We start from the raw sequence: 19,475 nt of genomic DNA, 5'->3' as shown, positions 1-19,475 counted from the left end.
TATTCCCATGGGAATCGCGCAACGGCTGCGACAGGTCAAGAAGTTCATGGATGGTGTGCTCGGTGCGGATAAGTACGATCGCTACCTGGCGCATCACCGGGCCAACCATCCGGGAACTGCCCCGATGAACGAACGGGAGTTCTGGAAGGACTATTCGGCGTGGCAGGAGAGCAACCCGCAGGGGCGCTGCTGCTAGGAATCCTCGACGAACAGCCCACGCCCCATGGAACATCGATGTACGTTTCGCGGGGTGTGGGCTGTTTCGTGTTGCGCAGCCGGCCGCGGGTAGTCTTGGATCCGCAGGATACGTCAGGAAAGTGAAACGAAACCCATGGCATTCTTTTCTCGGCTACGCAAGGCCCGCGCAGCGAATCGGGACCTCGGTCAAGGTGTCTGGCGACGTGCCCACGACCGCTTCAACCGGTCGCTGGACCGGGTATTCCAGGTCCTGGAAGGGATCGGGGACGACGACCTGCATAACCGGCTGGTGACCCACGCCAATGAGCTGGCAGACTTGTTGCCTCGTGTCCAGCAGATCTGTGCCGAGGCCCAACGGCTGACCCCCAGTGACGAGGAATTCGTCCCGCAAGCGACTTTCGAGGTCCACCGGGCCCTGACCAAAGCCGCCAATGACCTGGCCACTACCGCGCAGGTCTTCGCGATGACGCGGTTGCAGGCCGAGGCCGGCCAGGATGTGAGCAATTTCGCCGTGCAGTCACGGGTACGCATCGTGGTGGAAGGGATCCACGCCGCCGACCAGGCCCTGCGGAGCAGCTCGCACTGACCAACCCGGCGGTTTTTATCAACGAGCCCTTCAGACTAAGTTGGGAACATGACTAAACATGTTCCACAGCTCACCTTCCATGACGGAAACACCATTGACCAGCTGGGCTTCGGCGTCTGGCAGGTGCCTGACGAGCAGGCAGAACCAGTGGTGGCCAGCGCATTGAAAACCGGTTACCGGCACATCGACACCGCAGCGATCTACGGCAATGAGGAAGGCGTGGGCCGCGCAGTGGCCGCCTCCGGACTGGACCGTTCGGACATCTTCATCACCACCAAGGTCTGGAACTCGGAGCAGGGATACGAGAAGACCCTGGCCGCTTTCGACGCTTCCCTGGCCAAGCTGGGGACCGACTACGTCGATCTGTACCTGATCCACTGGCTGCAGCCCAAACGGCAGCAGTATGTGGATACCTGGAAAGCACTGATCGAGTTGAAGGACTCGGGAAGGGTCCGTTCGATCGGCGTAGCCAACTTCACCATCGATACCCTGGAAGAGCTCTACGCGGCCACCGGGGTGCGTCCAGTCATCAACCAGGTGGAAACCCACCCGTATTTCCCGCAACAGGAATTGCGGGACTACGAGAAGAAACACGGCATCATCCACGAGTCGTGGTCCCCATTGGGCCAGGGAGGCGAGCTGCTCGAGGACCCGATCCTCGGGGATATCGCGGCCAAGCACCAGGCGACCGTGGCCCAGGTGGTCATTGCCTGGCATTTGGCCCTGGGCAATGTCGTGATCCCGAAATCAGTGACCGATTCGCGGATCGAGGAGAACTTTGCGGCGTTGCGAGTGAACCTCGATGACGAGGACCTGGCCAAGATCGCAGGATTGGACCGTGGTGAATCCGGGCGCATCGCCGCGGATCCAGCCACCGCCGATTTTGCCTAACGAGGGCCTAAACCGGTAGTGGCAGGGCCTTTCGGATCCGCTGGTTCCCGGCGCCGAAAGGTCCTGCTGCGCGCTGTGCCACGCGAGTCTCCATGATCCGTTTCCCCGGTTTTCCTGTACGCTGTGACCCGCGGACCCTAGACTGGTGGGGTCAGGGTTGGCCAGACAAACAGGGAGTGCATCATGGGGCAAGCGGGGTTCACCGAACCTACCATCGAAGATCGTGATCCGTTGCAGGTGGCCTGCATCCGGCGTGAAGTCGGCATGGAAGAGATCCCCGAATTCTACGACTCCGCATTTCCGGCAATTTTCTCGGCGCTGGGGGAATCGGGTGTGGACCCTTCGGCACCACCGATGGGAATCGTCTACGGCCAGGCCGGGGACACCCTGGACCTGGCTGTTGCCGTTCCCGTGGCAGAACGCTTCGCCGGGATGGGTGAGGTACGTGGTGAAACCCTCCCGGCGGCCAGGACCGCGATACTGACCGTTGCCGGTGACTACGCACAGCTTCCGGCAGCCCACGACTACCTGCAAAGCTGGGTGTCCGAACGTGGTCTTGTCCCCGCGGGGTGGGTCTGGGAACAGTACCTGACCGAGCCGGTGCCCGGCGGGGACCCGGCGGAGAACATCACCCGGCTGGGACTGGGGCTACAGGGCTGAAAGTTCCGCGGTTCCGCGGCGCATCCATCCGATCCCCTCGGCCCGACGAGCTGCTTCGGGATTACCAGAAGATGTCGCTGCGGCTGTCCAGTGGTTGACGGGCCACCAGGCTGTCGGCGCTGAAATCGTCGGCATCGTGGAGTACTTTGGGAAAGCGCAACTGTGTCCGATCTTCCAGCTCGGGGAGGGTGATCTGGTAGACCCGGAATTCATCAAGCGCCAGGACCGCCCGTAGCTGATCCAGATCCTGGGTCAGCAAGAACGCCCGGGCCTTGAGGATCCCGTTTTCGCGGTAGGCCAGCAACTTCCAGTATTCGGCCGGCAGCGGGACATTCCGGTAGGGCCAATCCTGCACATGGAAAACCGGTCCGGCAAAGACCGAGGCCCTCAGGTCCTGGACATCAACCAAGTCGTACAGGGCGTTCTCCAACATTCCCCAGATCCCGTTCTGTCGGCTCTGGTTGAAGTCATCCATTTGCGGCGCGATATTGGTGTAGAAAAACGAATCCCGATTGGCCTGCCACGCCTCGTCCATCTCGCCCCATAGCAGATCCGATCGGCGGGCCAGGTGGCCTCGATCCAGCCTGTTGCCCTGGTAGAGCTCGTTGCCGATCTGGAGGTCACCGGGCAACCGGGAGTCCTTGGTGAAGTTGATGCCTGAGCGGCTCAGCAACAGCATTCTGGACCCGTCGATATTCCAGCCGACCCAGCGGGCGAACTGGCGGCTGCGACTCATCACCAGGGAGAAATGGGTGTAGGGGATGATTACGGCGCCGTCGACGGGGACCGCATCATCTTCCAGGGCTGCGTCCAATTGTGGTGGTGCAACGGATACCTTGAGAAAATCCGGGTCGTAGCCGGCCCGGGAGAGCGCAGCGGTGGGCTCGTTTCCCTGCATCGTCATCACCCCGCAATCGAATCGGTAGATCCGTAGACCCCCACGTTACGACCACGGCGTGGGTAAAGCCATGGGTTTCGGCAGATTGTCGGGCCAGCAGAAGACCGGAACATCCGACGGCCAAGAAAGACCTGCCGGAGATACCGCGGGGCCGGGACCGGAGCCGTACCCCGGGATGAAGGCGAACAATGCGCCTGGTGCATGGTCCAGACAGCGAACAACCCCGGAACCAGGCGAATAATCGCGGTTCCGGGGTTGTACTTCCCAGAGCCCCCTGGCGGATTTGAACCGCCGACCTGCTCTTTACGAGGGAGCTGCTCTACCCCTGAGCTAAGGAGGCCTGATACCACTAGGGCACCACGTTACTTTATCCGAGTCCTTCGATCCGCGTCAAAACGGGGACGTCGAACCGGCCAAGCTAGCAGCGCGTACCTTCCTGCGGCAGCTCCCCGTCGATCAGGTATCCATCAACCGCTTGGGTGATGCAGTCGTTTGACCGCCCGTAGGCGGTGTGGCCGTGCCCTTCATAGGTCAGTAGCATGCCGCCGTCGAGCTGCCGGGCCAGGGACTCCGCCCATTGGTACGGCGTCGCGGGGTCACCGGTGGTCCCGATGACCAGGATGTCGCCAGCGCCGGTCGCGTTCAATTCACCGGGACGGCCGGTGGCATCATAGGGCCAGTATTCGCAGCCCAGCGCGCCGTAGGAAAGGTACTTGCCCAATGTCGGGGCAACCCGCTGCAGTTCCTGGGCCTCGGCTTCCATGCGTGCTTCTGCCGCATCCATGGGACGATCCAGGCAGTTGATGGCGCCGAAAACCTCAGAGGAATTCGAGCTGTAGCTGCCGTCGGACTGGCGGTTCGCTGTCAGGTCCGCGAACATCAGGATCATGTCCACGTCCCCTTCCATGGCATCTGCCATGGCGGTGCTGAGCATTGGCCACGTGGAGTTGTCATAGAGCGGGACGATGAAGCCGTTGATGAAGTCGATGATCGGCACCGTACGTCCGTCGCTGGACTCCAATGGTTGTTCCTCAACGGATTCGAGGAAGTCGTGAAGCTGGCCACGGGCCTCATCCACCGAACCGGTGAACGGGCATGACTCGGTGCCCAGGCAGTCCTCCAGCCATGCGGTGATCTCGCCTTCGAACCCCACGGCTTGGGCCTGGTCAACTTGGGTTGCTCCGGACTTGGGATCCAATGCGCCGTCCAGGACGAACCGCCCGGTGCTGGCCGGGAAAAGGTTCGCGTAGGTGGCGCCAAGGAAAGTGCCGTAGGAGTAGCCCAGATAGTTCAGTTCCCCGTCACCGAGTGCGGCACGGATGATATCCATGTCCTTGGCAGCCGAAACCGTGTCAACGTGTCCGAGGAGATCGCCGGAGTTCTCCTGGCAGGCCTGGGCATACTTCTTGCTTTCCTCGCGGATCTCATCGCGGTCTTCCTTGACCCATGATCGCAGGTTCTTTTCCCGCGCGGCGTCACGTTGCCCGTCACTCAGGCAACTGATCGGAGTGCTGCGTCCGACACCTCGCGGATCGAATCCGATAATGCTGTACTCGCGTTGAAGCTCGTTGCTGAACATCAGCGGCACCGAGGATGTCACCAGATCCAGTCCGGAGCCACCGGGGCCACCCGGGTTGACCAACAGGTTCTTCTCGCTGTCCTGAGCCGATCGGCGGTTCAGCGCCAGTTCGATGGATTCACCTTCCGGCTCGCTGTAGTCCAGCGGAACCTGGACCGTGGCGCACTCGATGATGCTACCGCAGGAGTCCCACGTCAGTTCCTGCTCATAGTAGGTTTCCAGCCCGCTGCCCAGCTGCGAGGGCTCGGTAGGTGCCTGTGGTGTCGGTGTGGAGCAGCCGCTGAGCACCAGCCCCAACACTGCGGTGATGGCTGCGGTGGGTAGCCACCGGTGATGGCTTGGGCGAACTGACACGTGTCACTCCTTGGGTTGGGTCGGCGCCGTGGCGCAGTGGCTTATCGTCTGCCGGGCTGTTGCAGCAGTGTGGACATCAGGGCTTCCAGGGCCAGCAACGGGGTGACGTTGGCAGCCAGCCGGCGTCGCGTCGCGTTGATGGCGTCGATCTGGTGCAGGCTCTTCTCGCTGCTTTGCGAGGCCGCATAGCGTTCGATCTCATCGCGGCGGTGCTCATTGATCAGCTCCGAATGGGCGCCCAACTGGACAGTGAGCACGTCACGGAAGAACGTGGTCAGGTCGATCAGCGTGCGGTCCAGCGAGTCGAAGGTGGCACGACGGGCGAACCGTTTGGCATCTTCCTCGATGGCCTTGAAGGCACCACGCAATCCGGGCGGGATCGTTTCGTCCTCACCCAAACCGTTGGCATGACGCAGGGCCGCGGTCCTTTCGGCCAGCGAAGCACCAGTGGTGGCTTCGGCATGGTCGCTGGCCAGCGTAACGATCTCGGAGGCAGCAGCCATGGCCTGCGGCAAGGTGTTCAGGCGCAATGGCAGCGTCACCAGGCGTTCACGACGGCTTCGCGCCTGTTCATCACGGGCCAGCATCCGTGCCACGCCGATATGGGACTGGGAAACCCTGGCGGCGAACTGCGCCTGTTCCTCGGTCAGCCCGTCACGTCGCACCAGCAAGGCGGCGACCTCATGTACGGCAGGGATGGCCAGGTTCACTGCGCGGCACCGTGAACGGATAGTCACCAGGACGTCTGCCGGGGACGGGGCGCACAGGAACCACAAGGTGCGCTCCGGTGGCTCCTCGATCGCCTTGAGCAGCACATTGGTAGTTCGTTCGGTCATCCGGTCGGCGTCCTCGATGATGATGATGCGCCATTTCCCGGCACCGGCGCGTTCCTGCGCCCGGGTGATCAACTGCCGGACGTCCTCGATCTGGTAGGCGACCTTGTTGGTGGACACGAAGGCGACGTCCGGATGGGCCCCGGAGAGTACCTGCAGGCAAGACTTGCATTGCCCGCAACCCGCCGGATCCTGCCCGCATTGCAGGGCTGCTGCAAAGGCCCGGGCCGCAGTTGTCCGGCCGGAACCCGGAGGGCCGGTGAAAAGCCAGGCATGGGTGGGATTGCCCTTATCCACTTCACGGTCCAAGGTGTCGATGACCCGTTGCTGTCCGGCCAGTTCGGAAAAGACCGGGCGCATCACAATACCGCCTGCAGTCGGTCCATGATTCGGGCATGCAAATCCTCGGCTGGTTGATTGGCATCCAGCACCAGGTAGCGTTCCGGCGCTGCGTGGGCCAGTGAGAGGAAGGCCTGCCGGATATTCTCGTGGAATTCATCGGGTTCGGCTTCCAGCCGGTCGGACACTTCCACCCCTCCGGTACTGGCGATACGTCGGGCCCGGCCGTCGGCGGCGGAAATATCCAGCAGGATGGTCAGATCCGGGGACAGCGAACCGGTGGCGAAATCGTTGATGGCGGCTACTGCCGCGATCCCCAGCCCGCGGCCGACGCCCTGGTATGCCAGGGAAGAATCGACAAAACGGTCGCTGACCACGTGGGTTCCCTGCGATAGATGCGGGGTGATGAACTGGGCCACGTGAGCGGCCCGCGCTGCAGCGTATATCAGCGCCTCTGTCCGTTTATCGATCTGACCATGGCCGTGTTCCAGGACCAGGGAACGCAACTTCTCGCCGATCTCGGTGCCACCCGGTTCACGGGTGGTGACCACGCCCATACCGTGCTCCTGCAGGGCTTCACGTAGTAGGCGCAATTGGGTCGACTTTCCAGCCCCGTCACCACCTTCAAAGGTGATGAACAGGCCGCGGGGGAGGGAAGAAGGCTGCATACTCACTCAACTAGCCTAACGAAGTTCCGAGCCTGCAGAGCCCAAACCGACGGATAGGTGGACAATGAGTTGCCTCTTCACATGCATATACGTGCCGTGAAATATGTGGAAACGCGGATACCGGATGGCTTTACACCAGGCGTAGCCTTGGAACCATGAGTCACGAAGCGCAACCGAAGAGTACCCGACCCCCATTCAGCGCCCATACCCTGACGGTGTCCGGCGCCCGGCCGAATGGGCAGGATAATTCCCCGGTGAACCACCCGGTGACCTTCACCTCTACCTTCCATTCGCACGGGGAAGCAGGGGCCGGTGACCGGGTGTATGGCAGGTTCTCGAATCCCAGTTGGGACGGATTCGAAGAACTTCTGGGGCAACTGGAGCAGTCCGAGCTTCCGGCTCTGGTTTTTTCCTCTGGGATGGCCGCGATCGCCGCCGGCCTGTCGCTGGTGCCGCGTGGCGGGACCCTGGTGTTGCCTCGGCATTCCTACAACGGTTCGCTTTCCCTGGTGGCTGAGCTGGAGGCCGCCGGTGTGCTCAAGGTCCGCACCATAGACATCACGGATACCGCGGCAAGTTGTGCCGCCCTCGTTGGGGCCGATGCGCTGTGGCTGGAATCCCCGACCAACCCCATGCTCGAGGTCGCCGATCTACCGGTCCTGCTGGAGGCCGCCCGGACCGCTGGGGTATTGAGCTTGGTGGACAACACCTTTGCCACCCCGTTGCTGCAACGCCCGCTGGCCCAGGGTGCGGATGTGGTGATCCATTCGGTGACCAAGACCCTGTCGGGGCATTCGGATGTCATCCTGGGGGCGGCGCTGACCTCCAACGCCCGGTTGCGTGAACGCCTCCACGGCTACCGCACGCTGCACGGGGCCATCGCCTCGCCAATGGATGTGTTCCTGGCCTTGCGCGGCATGCGCACCTTATCGGTCAGGTTGGAGCGTTCGCAGGCCAACGCGCAGTTCCTGGCCGAGCAGCTTTCTACCCACCCGGCGGTGAGGACGGTACGGTATCCCGGGTTGGCCCAGGACCCGGGCCATGACCTGGCTTCGGCCCAGATGGACGGGTTCGGTTCGGTGATCGCCTTTGAAGCCGGAGACAGCGCCGAGGATGCCGATCGGGTGGTTGCCGCCTTCCGGCTGATCACCCCCGCCACGTCACTGGGCGGGGTGGAGACGCTCGCTGAACGCCGGGCACGGCATGCATCCGAGCCACAGAGCGTTCCGCGGAATCTGATCCGGTTGTCGGTGGGTATCGAGCAAGCGTCCGACTTATGGTGGGACCTGTCCCAGGCGTTGGCGGTGCTTGAGGGTTAGTTTCCAAGGCAACAGGAAATTTTGCTGGTGGACCAATTCGCCGTTGCGCGGGCCGACGCAGGTAGGCTTGAAACATGCAACTTGCGACCACCATCGAGTTTTATCTGATGTATGCCCTGTCTCTGGTTATCGCCGTGCTGGCAGTCTGGGCGTTGATTGACGCCGTACGCCATCCCTCGGACCGGTTCGTCGCCGAGGGAAAGCGCACCAAGGGATTCTGGATGGCGTTGACCGGCGGTAGCGCGTTCATCGCGGTACTCTCGGCCATTCCCAGCGCGGCGGCCTTCAGCGGTGGTTTCCTGCAGCTGATCGCCGCCTGTATCTGCTGTGTGTACCTGGCCGACGTCCGTCCGGCACTGTCCAGCCGCGGCGGCAACTGGTCCAGCTACTAGGGTTTCGAAATCAAGTCATATTGTCCCGCCCGTTGAAGCGCCGATGCAATATGCGCCTGTTGTTCTGCAATGAAAGTCCGGTGTCCAAACCGGCGACGATAGGATGGGATCCATGAGCCATACTTTGATTTTGCTGCGCCACGGCCAGAGTGAATGGAATGAGAAGAACCTCTTCACCGGGTGGTATGACGTATCGCTGACCGAGAAGGGTCGCGCCGAAGCGGTGCGCGGCGGCCAGCTGCTGACCGATGCCGGGTACAAGCCGGACATCCTGCACACCTCGTTGCTGACCCGTGCGATCGTGACCGCGAACCTTGCACTGGAATCTGCAGGGCGTCCATGGATCCCGGTCAGCCGAAGCTGGCGCCTGAACGAACGACACTACGGTGCCCTGCAGGGCAAGGACAAGGCCCAGACCCTGGCCGAGTTCGGCGAAGAGCAGTTCATGGAATGGCGTCGCAGCTACGACACCCCACCGCCGGTGCTGGCTGACGACTCGGAGTTCAGCCAGATCGGCGACGAACGTTATGCCGACCTGGGGGACACGGCCCCGCGCACCGAATGCCTCAAGGATGTGCTTGAACGTATGCTGCCGTACTGGGAGAACAGCATCAAACCGGACTTGGTCGCCGGTAAGACCGTACTGGTCACCGCCCATGGCAATTCCCTGCGCGCACTGGTCAAGCACCTGGACGGAATCAGCGACGAGGACATCGCCGCGCTGAACATCCCGACCGGAATTCCATTGGTGTACGAACTGGATGAGAATTTCCAGCCATTGACCGCCGGCGGTACCTACCTGGATCCTGAGGCGGCCGCGGATGCGATCAAGGCTGTGGCCAACCAGGGACGCAAGTAGCGGTTACTGCTCCGCCACGTGCCATGTCAGAAATCGAAATTTCGATTCCTGACATGGCACGATGCTTTTCCGTTCCGGAGTGCGGTGATATCCGGACGACGGCTTAGAGCGAAACCGCCCAGTTCGATTGTGTTTTTGCGCCGAGTATGCTGTAATCTCCTATCTCGAACAGGCACAATGGCTCACGTTAGGAATGCAATTCGTGGCAACTGATTACGATGAGGTCCGCCCGGATGTAGCCGAGGCACGCAAGGCTTCACTGGATGCGGTCAAGTCCGCAAACGCGCCGGACGCAAAGTCCGTCGTGAGAGAACTCGATGAAACTGATCACACCGATGGCCTTGAGTTGCCGGGTGCCGATCTGTCCAATGAGGAATTGACAGTTACGGTTATTCCGGCCAAGGACGATGAATTCATCTGCGGTTCCTGCTTCCTGGTTCGCCACCGCTCCCAGCTGGTGCGCGAAGAGGGAAACACTGGATTCTGCGTCGAGTGTGAAGGCTAGAGCCGCACACGCAACAGGGATTCTCTACGGCACGTTTCGGGACATACGCTCCTGAAACGTGCCAATGTTTTTAATGCCGGGTTGAAGTCTATTGATCGATGATATTGATCGATTGCATGGATCTGGCCGATACGCTCAGATGCCAGCCAACGGGCGCTACACGGGTGGGAGGGGCTTGCCCCTGGGCCGGGTGCTCCCGGGGGCATGAGGGCGCCGTGAGCGGGCTGTACAGGCGCATGTGGGCGGTGTTCGACTACCGGGCCAACTCGCTATGCAGTTCCAGTAACTCATTGGTCAATTCCGCAAAGACCTGCGCCGGGGCACCAGGCTGGCGCGAGGCGTCGTTGATCTGGTCCAGTGCCTGCTCGGTCAGCTGGCGGGCGCTCTCGCGATGGCCACGCTCAGCCAGCTGGCGGATCAACACCAGACCCTGTCTGGCTTCGGCAGCGATATTTTCCGGATCCAATAGTGTGGGGCTGATTCCGTCGAATGTGAAGTGCAACAGTACCCTGGAGAACCATTCCATCTCTGAATCCTGAGGCATGAGCTACCCTTCCCTTTGCCGAAGTGCGTTTGCCCCAAGTATTGCACCGGGTCGAAGCTGGTACCAGACGACTGGGGAAAGAAAAACTGCTGGCCACCGCACGAGGCGGTGGCCAGCAGGTATCGGCAGGCTCGGGACGAGCGATGCCGGGGTCTAGGCCTCCGGCTCCCACTCACCGGTCACCAGGTAGGTGACCTTCCGCGCCACCGAAACGCCATGGTCTCCGAAACGTTCCAGATACCGGCTGGTCAGTGAAACATCCACGGTGGTTGGGGCATCTTCCTTCCAGTCCTCATGGGCAATGGTCTTGAAGACCGAGGAATGCAGCTGGTCGAGCTGGCGGTTCAGGGTGATGATCTCGCTGGCTATTCCCAGATCACGGGTGTCGAGCAAACGGCCGACCTCCCTGGCGATCTTGATGTCCAGCTCGGCCATCTGCGAGAAGGTCTCGGCGATCGCGGCCGGCACGGCGTGCTTGGGGAAGCGCAGGCGGGACAACTGGGCCAGGTGGCGGGCCAGATCGCCCATGCGCTCCAGTGAAGCACTCATGCGCAGGGAGCCGACAATCATGCGCAGATCGCTGGCGACAGGGCCCTGCAGGGCGAGAGTGTCGATGGCGCGCTCGTCCAGCTGTGTCTGCAGGAAGTCGATTTTCGCATCCTCGGCAATCACTTCCTGGGCCAGGTCTACATCCGCGTTCGACAGCGAGTCCCAGGCGCGCTCCATCGCGTTGGCCACACGTTGTGACATTTCGATGAGGTCTTCGCCGATCTGCTGCAGATCGGCCTGAAATACTTTGCGCACTCGCGTACGTCCTTTCGGGTCCAAATATGTGTCATGTCGTTTAGGGCACAACGGAGGGATCGTGATCAAGCCTGACACCACCAGCTTAACCGCGGAGGTGCCAAAGGTGAACGTTTGGTTAATACGGGGTCTGTTTGGGCCATTTGGGTGACATCCGGGGATTAAGCGGACATTAAGCCAGCTACGCTAAAAGGGTGAACGAAGTCATTCCATCCCTGATCGCCGGCCTGATCGGCTTGGCACTCGGTGTTGTCGGTGTGCTGGCCTACTTTTTTGCCCAGCGCCGTTCGGCCCCGCTGCCGGCGGTGGATGAGCCGACCTTGCCCGAGGGCGCGGCCGCTGTCCTGTCGGTCATTGGTCGTGCCTTCGTGATCCTCGATGACGTGGATGGGGTGGTGCGGGCCAATCCTGCCGCCTACGCCTATGGGCTGGTGCGCGGGCATACGCTCGTTCATGATCAACTGTTGGAGAAGGTCCGACGGGTCCGTGATGACGGCGTCATTACCGAGAGCCAGTTCGAGCTGCAACGTGGTTCCATGGGTGCTGGTCAGCTGGTGGTTCACGTGCGAGCGGCACCCCTGGGCGAGGAGTACATCCTGCTGCTTGCCGATGACCGTACGGAGATCACCCGCACCGAAGCGATGCGCAACGACTTCGTGGCCAACGTGTCGCATGAGTTGAAAACCCCGGTGGGGGCCATGTCCCTGCTTTCCGAGGCCATTGAGGATGCCGCCGATGATCCGGTGGCGGTCCGCCGTTTCAGCACCCGGATGCACAAGGAATCCGCACGCCTTGCTGCGCTGGTCCAGGACATCATCGAGCTGTCGCGGCTGCAAAGCAGCGACGCGATAGTCCACGGTGAGCCCGTGCTCGTTGCCCAGGTTGTGGCCGAAGCGGTGGACCGCAACAAGTTGCTGGCCGAGGAACGCAACATCAAGATCTCCGTCGGAGGCGAAATTGATACACCGGTGCATGGTGATGCAGACCTGCTGATGACCGCGCTGCGCAACCTGATCGACAACGCGATCCGGTATTCACCGGAAAACAGCGCAGTGGGTGTGGGACTACGCCAGCGTGACGGGTTTGCACAGATTTCCGTGACCGACCAGGGCCCGGGAATCTCCGCCGACGAGCAGGAACGGATTTTCGAGCGATTTTACCGGGTTGACTCGGCACGCTCGCGCCAGACCGGTGGCACCGGGCTGGGACTGAGCATCGTGAAGCACGTAGTGGCCAACCACGGTGGAGAAGTGTCGCTGTGGTCCCAGGAAGGCCAAGGATCTACATTTACCCTGCGCATCCCGATGATGGATGAGCTGGAAGACGATACGGGCGACCCACAGGACGGGTCGACCGCAGGAACTAGTGCCACGGCCCAGCGGGCCAGTGGTGAAGGAGGACATCGATGACCCGGATTTTGATCGTCGAGGATGAAGAGTCGCTGTCGGATCCGCTCTCGTACCTGCTGGAGCGCGAAGGGTTCGAGGTGCGCATCGCCGATGACGGGATCACAGCGGTGAGCGAGTTCGAACGCCATGGCGCCGATCTGGTGCTGTTGGACTTGATGCTGCCCGGTCAACCGGGGACCGAAGTCATTCGCCAGATCCGCGCCACCAGCCAGGTCCCAGTGATCATGCTGACTGCCAAGGATGGGGAGATCGACAAGGTGGTTGGGCTGGAATTAGGTGCCGACGACTACGTCACCAAGCCCTACTCGTCGCGCGAATTGCTGGCACGTATTCGGGCGGTCTTGCGCCGCCAGGGCGAAGGCGAGGAGTTGATGACCAATGTGGTCACCGCTGGCCCGGTGCGGATGGACGTGGAGCGTCATGTGGTTTCGGTGAACAACGAGGAAATCGCGATGCCGCTGAAGGAATTCGAGTTGTTGGAGATGCTGTTGCGCAACGCCGGGCGGGTGCTGACCCGCGGACAGCTGATCGACCGGGTCTGGGGTAGCGACTACGTCGGTGATACCAAGACCCTGGACGTTCATGTCAAGCGCCTGCGGTCGAAGATCGAACGGGAACCTGCCGTGCCTGTTCACCTAGTGACCGTACGCGGACTGGGGTACAAGTTCGCCGTCTGACCCGGCAACATGCGATGCCCCCTGCACACCGTCAACTGGGCAGGGGGCATAGCTGTGTCCGCCCGTCGCGGCGCGAAACGATTGGGCACGGTGAAAAGAGCAAAGTGTGGCGGGGCAGTCTCGTTTGGAGACTGCCCCGCCACACCGTGTGAAAGATCAGCGGGCCAATAATGGCCCTTCGCCACTAGTGACCGCCGTGACCTGCGGTCTCGGTGGGGGTCAGGTGGTCGGTGGTCGACTCGTCGTAGCCACCGGGAACGAACTCGCGGTACTCCTTGAGGGTTCCATCAACGACAGGAATAGTGGTCTCCACCGATTCGCCGCCCGAGCTCAGGGTGGCCGGGGCGTGCTGCCCCGGGCCGATGCCAAGGCCGCTCACGCTGAACTCCTCGTCTTCGAGCTTCAAGGCGCTATTGGCATCCACCGAGATTTCGACTGCAGAGGTCGACGCGGCGTTGATGGTCAGCGACAGCGAGCTGTCCGAGCTATTCACGATGCTGCCGATAAAGCGGGCTTCGTCGTGCTCGGCGTCAGTCACCAGCATCAGGTTTCGTACTTTGGCATCGGCGACGTTTTCAACGATGCCGTCGCTTGGTGCGTAGTGGTCAGTGGTTGACTGCTGGTTGATGGCGCCACAGCTAGTGACACCCAGGGCCAGGCCTGCCAGGGCGAGGGACGCTGCAATTCGGCGTCCGGCGGTCATGCGTGCGGTGATCACGACACAAACTCCTCGATGAGAATAGTGAGTTGCATGGTTTCGTGGTGCACATTCGGGGTTTTGCAATCTTTGAAAGCGGCCACACGAAGTCCACGACTACAACTAAGCCTAACCGTTTAAGCGGCAAAAGCGTGATTTGGCGACCTGTAACACAATGCAACCGGAACCGCGGGAAAGGGGGAATGCGGTTCACGGGGCAACTATGAACTACCTTCTTCATACCACGTTTCTCTCCCGATTGGAAGAGCGAAAACCGCATGAATTCGGGGTTGTTGGGGTGTAGGTAACAGTCCAGTGAAGGCCAGTCGTGGTAGACTAGTCGTTGGGAAAGGGGTTTATCCACATGGTTTTTGAGGTTGGCGAGACTGTAGTCTACCCGCACCACGGCGCAGCAATGATCGAGGAGATCAAGATGCGCAAGATCAAGGGCGAAGAGAAGATGTATCTCAAGCTCAAGGTGGCGCAGGGGGACCTGACCATCGAAGTACCGGCCGAGAATGTTGACTTGGTTGGCGTGCGTGACGTGGTAGGTCAGGAAGGCTTGGACCATGTGTTCGAGGTCCTTCGTGCTGAATTCACCGAGGAGCCGACCAACTGGTCGCGCCGTTACAAGGCGAACTTGGAAAAGCTCGCTTCCGGTGACGTTATCAAGGTTGCCGAGGTCGTGCGCGATCTGTGGCGCCGAGAGAATGATCGGGGCCTTTCCGCTGGAGAAAAGCGTATGTTGTCCAAGGCCCGTCAGGTACTGATCAGTGAATTGGCGCTGGCCAAGGATCTGGATGAAACCAAGGCCGAGGGACTGCTGGATGAGGTCTTGGCCTCCCACTAAGACAGCATTTGTCACGGAGAATTTCATCCGAAAGTAGATTTTGACCGTGGGGCATCAATTACTTGATGCTCCACGGTCGTCGTTTAACTGCCCTTGCCATGGGAACAGCCGGGACAACGATCCACACAACCCGAAGGGGAATGCGGAGGCCCATCATACTAAGCTGGGCGGTGTGAGTGAATTTAGCGATACCACCGCCCCTGCGGCGCTTGTTCTTGTGGCCGCCGGCAGTGGCACCCGATTGGGCGCCGGGATTCCCAAGGCCCTGGTCGAGATCGAGGGACGTAGCCTGCTGCAGCACACCCTGGATCGGGCTGTCATCGTGGATGCCCTGAAGCAGATCGTGGTGGTCGTGCCGCCGTCCGATGATCGTTTGGCGGCCCAAGCCGCCGCCTACGGGCCGAGAATCGGTATCGTCTCCGGAGGTACGAGCCGGGCTGAATCGGTCTATGCCGGTCTGCAGAAGGTGTCTGCGGGTATCGGACACATCCTGGTTCACGATGCCGCGCGGGCATTCACCCCGACTTGCAGCTACGAAAAAGTACTGCGGGCCCTGGAAGACGAAACCGTGCAGGCGGTGATCCCCGTGTTGCCGGTGACCGATACCATCAGCGTGGTTGACCCGCCGCACGAAGGACGGTTGCAAGAGGTGAAGTGCACTCCGGATCGATCCACCCTGCGTGCCGTGCAAACCCCCCAGGGGTTCGATGCCGACGTGCTGCGTCGAGCCCATAGGTACCTGCAGGATGCCGACGCAGCCCAATTCGAAGCCGTCACGGATGACGCCTCGCTGGTCCAGCGGCTGGGTTACCCGGTCCATGTGGTTCCCGGTCATCCGGACGCATTGAAGGTTACTCACCCGAAGGACTTGCAGCAGGCCCACCGGCTGGCAAGCCAATCCGCACCCACAGGAGTTTCACCGATGCCCGAACCAATCATCCCGCGAGTTGGCAATGCGATCGACGTGCATGCGGTGAGTGATGACCCACACCGCCCCATGTGGTTGGCCGGGTTGCATTTCCCCGAGGATATCGGTTTGGCCGGCCATTCGGATGGGGATGCAGTGGCCCACGCGGCCTGCGATGCACTCTTTTCCGCGGCCGGGATCGGCGATCTGGGAACCCACTTCGGGGTGGACCGCCCCGAATTCGCCGGGGCCAGCGGCATCGTGTTGCTGGCTGAGGCCGCGCGCATCGTGCGTGCGGCAGGATTCGAGATCGGCAATGTCACCGTGCAGTTCGTCGGGCGGCGGCCACGCTTCGCGACGCGGCGTGAGGAAGCCAACGCCGTGCTGAGCCGGGCGGCCGATGCCTCGGTGACGGTCAGTGCCACCACGAGCGACGGATTGGGCTATGAAGGTGAGGGTGCGGGGATCACGGCCTATGCCACGGCATTGGTCTACCCGCGGGACTAACCGCCCGATGTGTGCACCACGGGGTTGATGCCCTCGCGTGCACCCGCAGCTTTTGGGATAACCTTGATGCTGTGAGCCTGCGATTCTATGACACCAAAACCGCATCAGTGCGCGACTTCCAGCCCATCACCGACGGCGAGGTCAAATTGTACTATTGTGGCGCCACCGTGCAGGGGATGCCGCATGTGGGTCATGTGCGAAGTGCCATTGTCTTCGACATCCTGGTCCGCTGGTTGGAGTACCGCGGCTTCGCGGTGACCACAGTCCGCAACGTCACCGACATCGACGACAAGATCCTGGAGAAGTCCGCGGCATCCTTTGCCGAGGACTTCGAAGAGGACGGGAACTACAAGCCGCGTGAGCTCTGGTTCGCGTTGGCCTACCGGTTCGAGCAGGAATTCGCCCGTGCCTATGGGACCCTGGGCGTACGCAGGCCCACATATGAGCCCCGGGCCACCGGGCATATACCGGAGATGCACGAGCTGATCGAGACGCTTATCGATCGCGGGCATGCCTACCCGTCCAGCGACGGCTCGGGAGACGTGTACTTCGATGTGCGTTCCTTCTCCGAGTACGGGGCCTTGACGCGCCAGAAGGTGGAAGACATGCAGGCCGCCACGGACGCCGACCCCCGGGGAAAACGCGATCCGCGGGACTTCGCTCTGTGGAAGGGCCACAAGGACACGGATCCGCAAACAGCCTCCTGGCCCAGCCGCTGGGGCCGTGGACGGCCCGGGTGGCATCTGGAATGCTCGGCCATGGCCAGCAAGTACCTTGGCGAGCATTTCGATATCCACGGTGGTGGCCTGGACCTGCGCTTCCCGCACCATGAGAACGAACTGGCCCAGTCGGCCGCGGCGGGACATGGATTCGCGAACTTCTGGATGCACAACGGTATGGTCACCTATGCCGGAGAGAAGATGAGCAAGTCTATTGGCAACACCATTTCGCCGCAGGAGATGCTGGACCAGGCCCCGGCCAGGGTAGTGCGGTACTTCCTGGGCCAGGCCCAGTACCGTTCCCAGCTGGACTACCGTCCGGACTCGTTGAGTGAAGCCGCTTCCGCAGTGGAACGAATCGACACCTTCATTTCCAATGCCCGGTATCGGCTGGAAATCCGCGCCGAGGGCGTGGATGGCACCGCGGACAGCGGAGTCAGCGAAGTTCCCGAGGCCTTCGGAATCGCAATGGATGACGATTTGAACGTGCCCCAGGCTCTGGCCGCCCTGCATGAAACAGTGCGCCTGGGTAACGCGGCGATGGACCAGCACGACAACCAAACCGTGGCCCTTGCGCTGTCCCAGGTGCTGGCAATGACAGCGGTACTGGGATTCGATGACGCGCAGCAGGATTCCCCGTCCGAGGACGGCTCCGCGTACAGGGCCCTGGACCAGTTGGTCCAGGTGCAGTTGGCGCAGCGGGCCGAGGCTCGCGCCGCCAAGGACTGGGCCCGGTCGGATGAAATCCGGGACACCCTGGCTTCCGTGGGGATCACAGTGGTCGACTCCGCCGACGGGATGCGATGGAGCTTGGATAAATAGGCTTCAGGCAACGATTACAGACTTTTTAACCAAAGGAAACAACGAGTATGAGCAACGCAAAGGGACGGCCCGGAGCCGTTCGAAAGAACAAGAAAGGCCCCACCAAGGGCAGCGGCGGCAAGGGACGCAGCTCCCTGGAAGGTCGCGGCCCGACTCCCAAGGCAGAAGACCGCCCATACCACAAGGCCTACCGGGCCAAGCAGCTGTCCGAACGCTCTTCGGCCAAGCGTGCCCCGGCCCGCCGACCGCGCGTTAACGCCGAGATGGTCACCGGACGGAACTCGGTGGTCGAGGCGTTGCGTGCAGGTATCCCTGCCAAGGCCTTGCATATTGCCGTGCGTATTGACGTGGATGACCGTGTTCGTGAATCCCTGAAGCTGGCGGCCGAACAGGGTATTCCGGTAATGGAAGCCAGCCGGCCGGAACTGGATCGGATGACCGATGACGCGATCCACCAAGGGCTAGCACTTCAGGTCCCACCCTACGAATACAAGGACGCCGTCCAACTGGTCACCAAGGTCGTCAAGGACTACGACAAGGGCTACGAGCGCAATATGCCGCTGTTCCTGGCCTTGGACGGAATCACCGATCCACGCAACCTGGGCGCCATAATCCGTTCGGCATCCGCTTTCAGCGCCCACGCGGTGATCGTTCCCGAACGACGCAGTGTCGGTGTGACCGCTTCGGCGTGGAAAACAAGTGCCGGGGCAGCAGTACGCGTCCCTGTAGCCAAGGCCAGCAATCTGACCAGTGCATTGAAAGAGCTCAAGGCCGCCGGGGTTTTTGTCATCGGCTTGGATGCCGGGGGAAGCGTGGAGCTACCGAACCTGGATCTGGCAACCGAACCGCTTTGCATTGTCATCGGTTCTGAAGGCAAGGGGCTGTCCCGTCTGGTGCGCGAAACCTGCGACGCGATCGTCTCGATTCCGATTTCCTCGGCGATGGAGTCGTTGAACGCTTCGATGGCAGCAGGCATTGCGCTCTACGAGGTCGCACGACGCCGACAGGCTGCACAGCAGTAACCGCTCATACAAGGGGCGGGTCAGAAGCACGTTTCTGGCCCGCCCTTTGGCGTATCCACTCGCCGCGGCACCAAGGAGAGCGGGGTCACAACAAGACGTTTTGGGTATGAAACCGCCAAATAGGGTCCACGGCGACTCGAAATCCGCGTGATTCCGGGGAAGAACGGCTACCGGGGGCGGTGACCGGGTGGTTTTGCGTTCCCCCGGAATTCGTGTAGAGTTATTTCTCGCGCCGCTCGAACGGAACGGATACAAAACGTGAAGTTCAGGCGCTGCAATCGAGAACATGGAGTTGACAAAGTTCAGCGAAGTGGTAAGGTTGGAAAGTTGCTCCGAAGCGAAGCGGCCGCCCTGGTGGTGGTGCGTGGTGTCGGAAGTGTTTGTTGTTTGAGAACTCAATAGTGTGCCAAGTTTGTTGATACCGAATGTTTTATAT

The 19,475-nt window shown here is 61.5% G+C and carries 21 protein-coding genes and 1 tRNA gene; 14 read left to right on the top strand and 8 right to left on the bottom strand.

Translation table 11 applies throughout. The features are described 5' to 3' along the window. The first annotated feature begins 7 nt into the window (after positions 1–7). The 4 genes from OK351_RS15290 to OK351_RS15275 all read left to right on the top strand — a co-directional run bounded on the left by OK351_RS15290 (position 8) and on the right by OK351_RS15275 (position 2,335). Positions 8–196, top strand: coding sequence for a YbdD/YjiX family protein (locus OK351_RS15290; protein WP_265160715.1), 189 nt, complete (start codon positions 8–10; stop codon positions 194–196). Positions 197–331: 135 nt separating this feature from the next. Then, complete coding sequence (locus OK351_RS15285) at positions 332–784, top strand: hypothetical protein (RefSeq protein ID WP_265160713.1); 453 nt, start codon at positions 332–334, stop codon at positions 782–784. Positions 785–832: 48 nt separating this feature from the next. Then, positions 833–1,675 carry an aldo/keto reductase gene (locus tag OK351_RS15280; protein WP_265160711.1) on the top strand — a complete coding sequence of 281 codons (843 nt, stop codon included), beginning with the start codon at positions 833–835 and terminating at the stop codon, positions 1,673–1,675. A 183-nt stretch (positions 1,676–1,858) separates the two neighbouring features. Next, positions 1,859–2,335 (top strand): GyrI-like domain-containing protein, encoded by a 477-nt coding sequence (locus tag OK351_RS15275; RefSeq protein ID WP_265160709.1) that lies wholly within the window; start codon positions 1,859–1,861, stop codon positions 2,333–2,335. 61 nt (positions 2,336–2,396) lie between these two features. Here the strand turns inward: OK351_RS15275 and OK351_RS15270 are convergent, their stop codons facing one another. The 5 genes from OK351_RS15270 to tmk form a co-directional block, all read right to left on the bottom strand. Continuing rightward, positions 2,397–3,233, bottom strand: coding sequence for a DNA/RNA non-specific endonuclease (locus OK351_RS15270; protein WP_265160707.1), 837 nt, complete (start codon positions 3,231–3,233; stop codon positions 2,397–2,399). A 268-nt stretch (positions 3,234–3,501) separates the two neighbouring features. Next, positions 3,502–3,573 (bottom strand) — tRNA-Thr (locus OK351_RS15265). A 78-nt stretch (positions 3,574–3,651) separates the two neighbouring features. Next, a complete protein-coding gene (locus OK351_RS15260) occupies positions 3,652–5,166 on the bottom strand; it encodes an alpha/beta hydrolase (RefSeq protein WP_265160704.1) in 1,515 nt (504 codons plus the stop codon). A gap of 41 nt (positions 5,167–5,207) precedes the next feature. Continuing rightward, on the bottom strand, positions 5,208–6,359 hold the full coding sequence (locus OK351_RS15255; RefSeq protein ID WP_265160701.1) for a DNA polymerase III subunit delta': 1,152 nt from the start codon (positions 6,357–6,359) through the stop codon (positions 5,208–5,210). Next, positions 6,359–7,006: a dTMP kinase gene (tmk, locus tag OK351_RS15250; protein WP_265160897.1), complete on the bottom strand. Its 648-nt coding sequence runs from the start codon at positions 7,004–7,006 to the stop codon at positions 6,359–6,361. Before tmk ends, OK351_RS15255 begins: the two co-directional genes overlap by 1 nt. A 155-nt stretch (positions 7,007–7,161) precedes the next feature. Between tmk and OK351_RS15245 the strand changes: the two genes are divergently transcribed. The 4 genes from OK351_RS15245 to OK351_RS15230 all read left to right on the top strand — a co-directional run bounded on the left by OK351_RS15245 (position 7,162) and on the right by OK351_RS15230 (position 10,081). Next, positions 7,162–8,325 (top strand): trans-sulfuration enzyme family protein, encoded by a 1,164-nt coding sequence (locus tag OK351_RS15245; protein ID WP_265160699.1) that lies wholly within the window; start codon positions 7,162–7,164, stop codon positions 8,323–8,325. A gap of 74 nt (positions 8,326–8,399) precedes the next feature. Next, positions 8,400–8,717 carry a DUF2516 family protein gene (locus OK351_RS15240; RefSeq protein WP_265160697.1) on the top strand — a complete coding sequence of 106 codons (318 nt, stop codon included), beginning with the start codon at positions 8,400–8,402 and terminating at the stop codon, positions 8,715–8,717. A gap of 112 nt (positions 8,718–8,829) precedes the next feature. Then, a complete protein-coding gene (locus OK351_RS15235; protein ID WP_265160695.1) occupies positions 8,830–9,576 on the top strand; it encodes a phosphoglyceromutase in 747 nt (248 codons plus the stop codon). A 202-nt stretch (positions 9,577–9,778) separates the two neighbouring features. After that, positions 9,779–10,081, top strand: coding sequence for a DUF4193 domain-containing protein (locus tag OK351_RS15230; RefSeq protein WP_265160693.1), 303 nt, complete (start codon positions 9,779–9,781; stop codon positions 10,079–10,081). A 253-nt stretch (positions 10,082–10,334) separates the two neighbouring features. Here OK351_RS15230 and OK351_RS15225 read toward each other — a convergent pair whose 3' ends face one another. After that, positions 10,335–10,625 carry a hypothetical protein gene (locus OK351_RS15225; RefSeq protein WP_265160691.1) on the bottom strand — a complete coding sequence of 97 codons (291 nt, stop codon included), beginning with the start codon at positions 10,623–10,625 and terminating at the stop codon, positions 10,335–10,337. 153 nt (positions 10,626–10,778) lie between these two features. Continuing rightward, a complete protein-coding gene (gene phoU, locus OK351_RS15220; RefSeq protein ID WP_265160689.1) occupies positions 10,779–11,429 on the bottom strand; it encodes a phosphate signaling complex protein PhoU in 651 nt (216 codons plus the stop codon). A 194-nt stretch (positions 11,430–11,623) separates the two neighbouring features. On the opposite strand from phoU, the gene OK351_RS15215 reads away from it, so the two are divergent. Continuing rightward, complete coding sequence (locus tag OK351_RS15215; protein ID WP_265160687.1) at positions 11,624–12,838, top strand: sensor histidine kinase; 1,215 nt, start codon at positions 11,624–11,626, stop codon at positions 12,836–12,838. Then, the gene (locus tag OK351_RS15210) at positions 12,835–13,515 is read left to right on the top strand and encodes a response regulator transcription factor (protein ID WP_265160685.1); all 681 of its coding nucleotides are present in this window, start codon (positions 12,835–12,837) and stop codon (positions 13,513–13,515) included. The genes OK351_RS15215 and OK351_RS15210 overlap by 4 nt, the downstream gene beginning before the upstream one ends. A 184-nt stretch (positions 13,516–13,699) precedes the next feature. Here the strand turns inward: OK351_RS15210 and OK351_RS15205 are convergent, their stop codons facing one another. Further along, positions 13,700–14,233: a hypothetical protein gene (locus OK351_RS15205; RefSeq protein ID WP_265160683.1), complete on the bottom strand. Its 534-nt coding sequence runs from the start codon at positions 14,231–14,233 to the stop codon at positions 13,700–13,702. A 343-nt stretch (positions 14,234–14,576) separates the two neighbouring features. Between OK351_RS15205 and OK351_RS15200 the strand changes: the two genes are divergently transcribed. The 4 genes from OK351_RS15200 to rlmB all read left to right on the top strand — a co-directional run bounded on the left by OK351_RS15200 (position 14,577) and on the right by rlmB (position 19,039). Continuing rightward, the gene (locus OK351_RS15200; RefSeq protein WP_054821813.1) at positions 14,577–15,062 is read left to right on the top strand and encodes a CarD family transcriptional regulator; all 486 of its coding nucleotides are present in this window, start codon (positions 14,577–14,579) and stop codon (positions 15,060–15,062) included. Between the two features lie 172 nt (positions 15,063–15,234). Then, positions 15,235–16,476, top strand: a complete 1,242-nt coding sequence (gene ispD / locus OK351_RS15195) for a 2-C-methyl-D-erythritol 4-phosphate cytidylyltransferase (protein ID WP_265160678.1) — start codon at positions 15,235–15,237, stop codon at positions 16,474–16,476. Positions 16,477–16,547: 71 nt separating this feature from the next. Continuing rightward, complete coding sequence (cysS, locus tag OK351_RS15190) at positions 16,548–18,017, top strand: cysteine--tRNA ligase (protein ID WP_265160676.1); 1,470 nt, start codon at positions 16,548–16,550, stop codon at positions 18,015–18,017. 47 nt (positions 18,018–18,064) lie between these two features. Beyond that, positions 18,065–19,039: a 23S rRNA (guanosine(2251)-2'-O)-methyltransferase RlmB gene (gene rlmB, locus OK351_RS15185; RefSeq protein WP_265160674.1), complete on the top strand. Its 975-nt coding sequence runs from the start codon at positions 18,065–18,067 to the stop codon at positions 19,037–19,039. The last annotated feature ends 436 nt before the right edge of the window (positions 19,040–19,475 follow it).

The sequence above is a fragment of the Glutamicibacter sp. MNS18 genome, assembly GCF_026107515.2.
Classification (GTDB): Bacteria; Actinomycetota; Actinomycetes; order Actinomycetales; family Micrococcaceae; genus Glutamicibacter.
The sequence above is the reverse complement of the archived record's forward strand: the minus strand, read 5'-3'. Positions and strand labels throughout refer to the sequence as shown.

Coding starts and splice junctions, on each gene's coding strand:
- OK351_RS15225 (WP_265160691.1), bottom strand. CDS start 10,625: ATGCCTCAGGATTCAGAGATGGAATGGTTCTCCAGGGTACTGTTGCAC.
- OK351_RS15210 (WP_265160685.1), top strand. CDS start 12,835: ATGACCCGGATTTTGATCGTCGAGGATGAAGAGTCGCTGTCGGATCCG.
- tmk (WP_265160897.1), bottom strand. CDS start 7,006: ATGCAGCCTTCTTCCCTCCCCCGCGGCCTGTTCATCACCTTTGAAGGT.
- OK351_RS15270 (WP_265160707.1), bottom strand. CDS start 3,233: ATGCAGGGAAACGAGCCCACCGCTGCGCTCTCCCGGGCCGGCTACGAC.
- OK351_RS15200 (WP_054821813.1), top strand. CDS start 14,577: ATGGTTTTTGAGGTTGGCGAGACTGTAGTCTACCCGCACCACGGCGCA.
- OK351_RS15285 (WP_265160713.1), top strand. CDS start 332: ATGGCATTCTTTTCTCGGCTACGCAAGGCCCGCGCAGCGAATCGGGAC.
- OK351_RS15245 (WP_265160699.1), top strand. CDS start 7,162: ATGAGTCACGAAGCGCAACCGAAGAGTACCCGACCCCCATTCAGCGCC.
- OK351_RS15235 (WP_265160695.1), top strand. CDS start 8,830: ATGAGCCATACTTTGATTTTGCTGCGCCACGGCCAGAGTGAATGGAAT.
- OK351_RS15275 (WP_265160709.1), top strand. CDS start 1,859: ATGGGGCAAGCGGGGTTCACCGAACCTACCATCGAAGATCGTGATCCG.
- rlmB (WP_265160674.1), top strand. CDS start 18,065: ATGAGCAACGCAAAGGGACGGCCCGGAGCCGTTCGAAAGAACAAGAAA.
- OK351_RS15280 (WP_265160711.1), top strand. CDS start 833: ATGACTAAACATGTTCCACAGCTCACCTTCCATGACGGAAACACCATT.
- OK351_RS15255 (WP_265160701.1), bottom strand. CDS start 6,359: ATGCGCCCGGTCTTTTCCGAACTGGCCGGACAGCAACGGGTCATCGAC.
- OK351_RS15290 (WP_265160715.1), top strand. CDS start 8: ATGGGAATCGCGCAACGGCTGCGACAGGTCAAGAAGTTCATGGATGGT.
- OK351_RS15240 (WP_265160697.1), top strand. CDS start 8,400: ATGCAACTTGCGACCACCATCGAGTTTTATCTGATGTATGCCCTGTCT.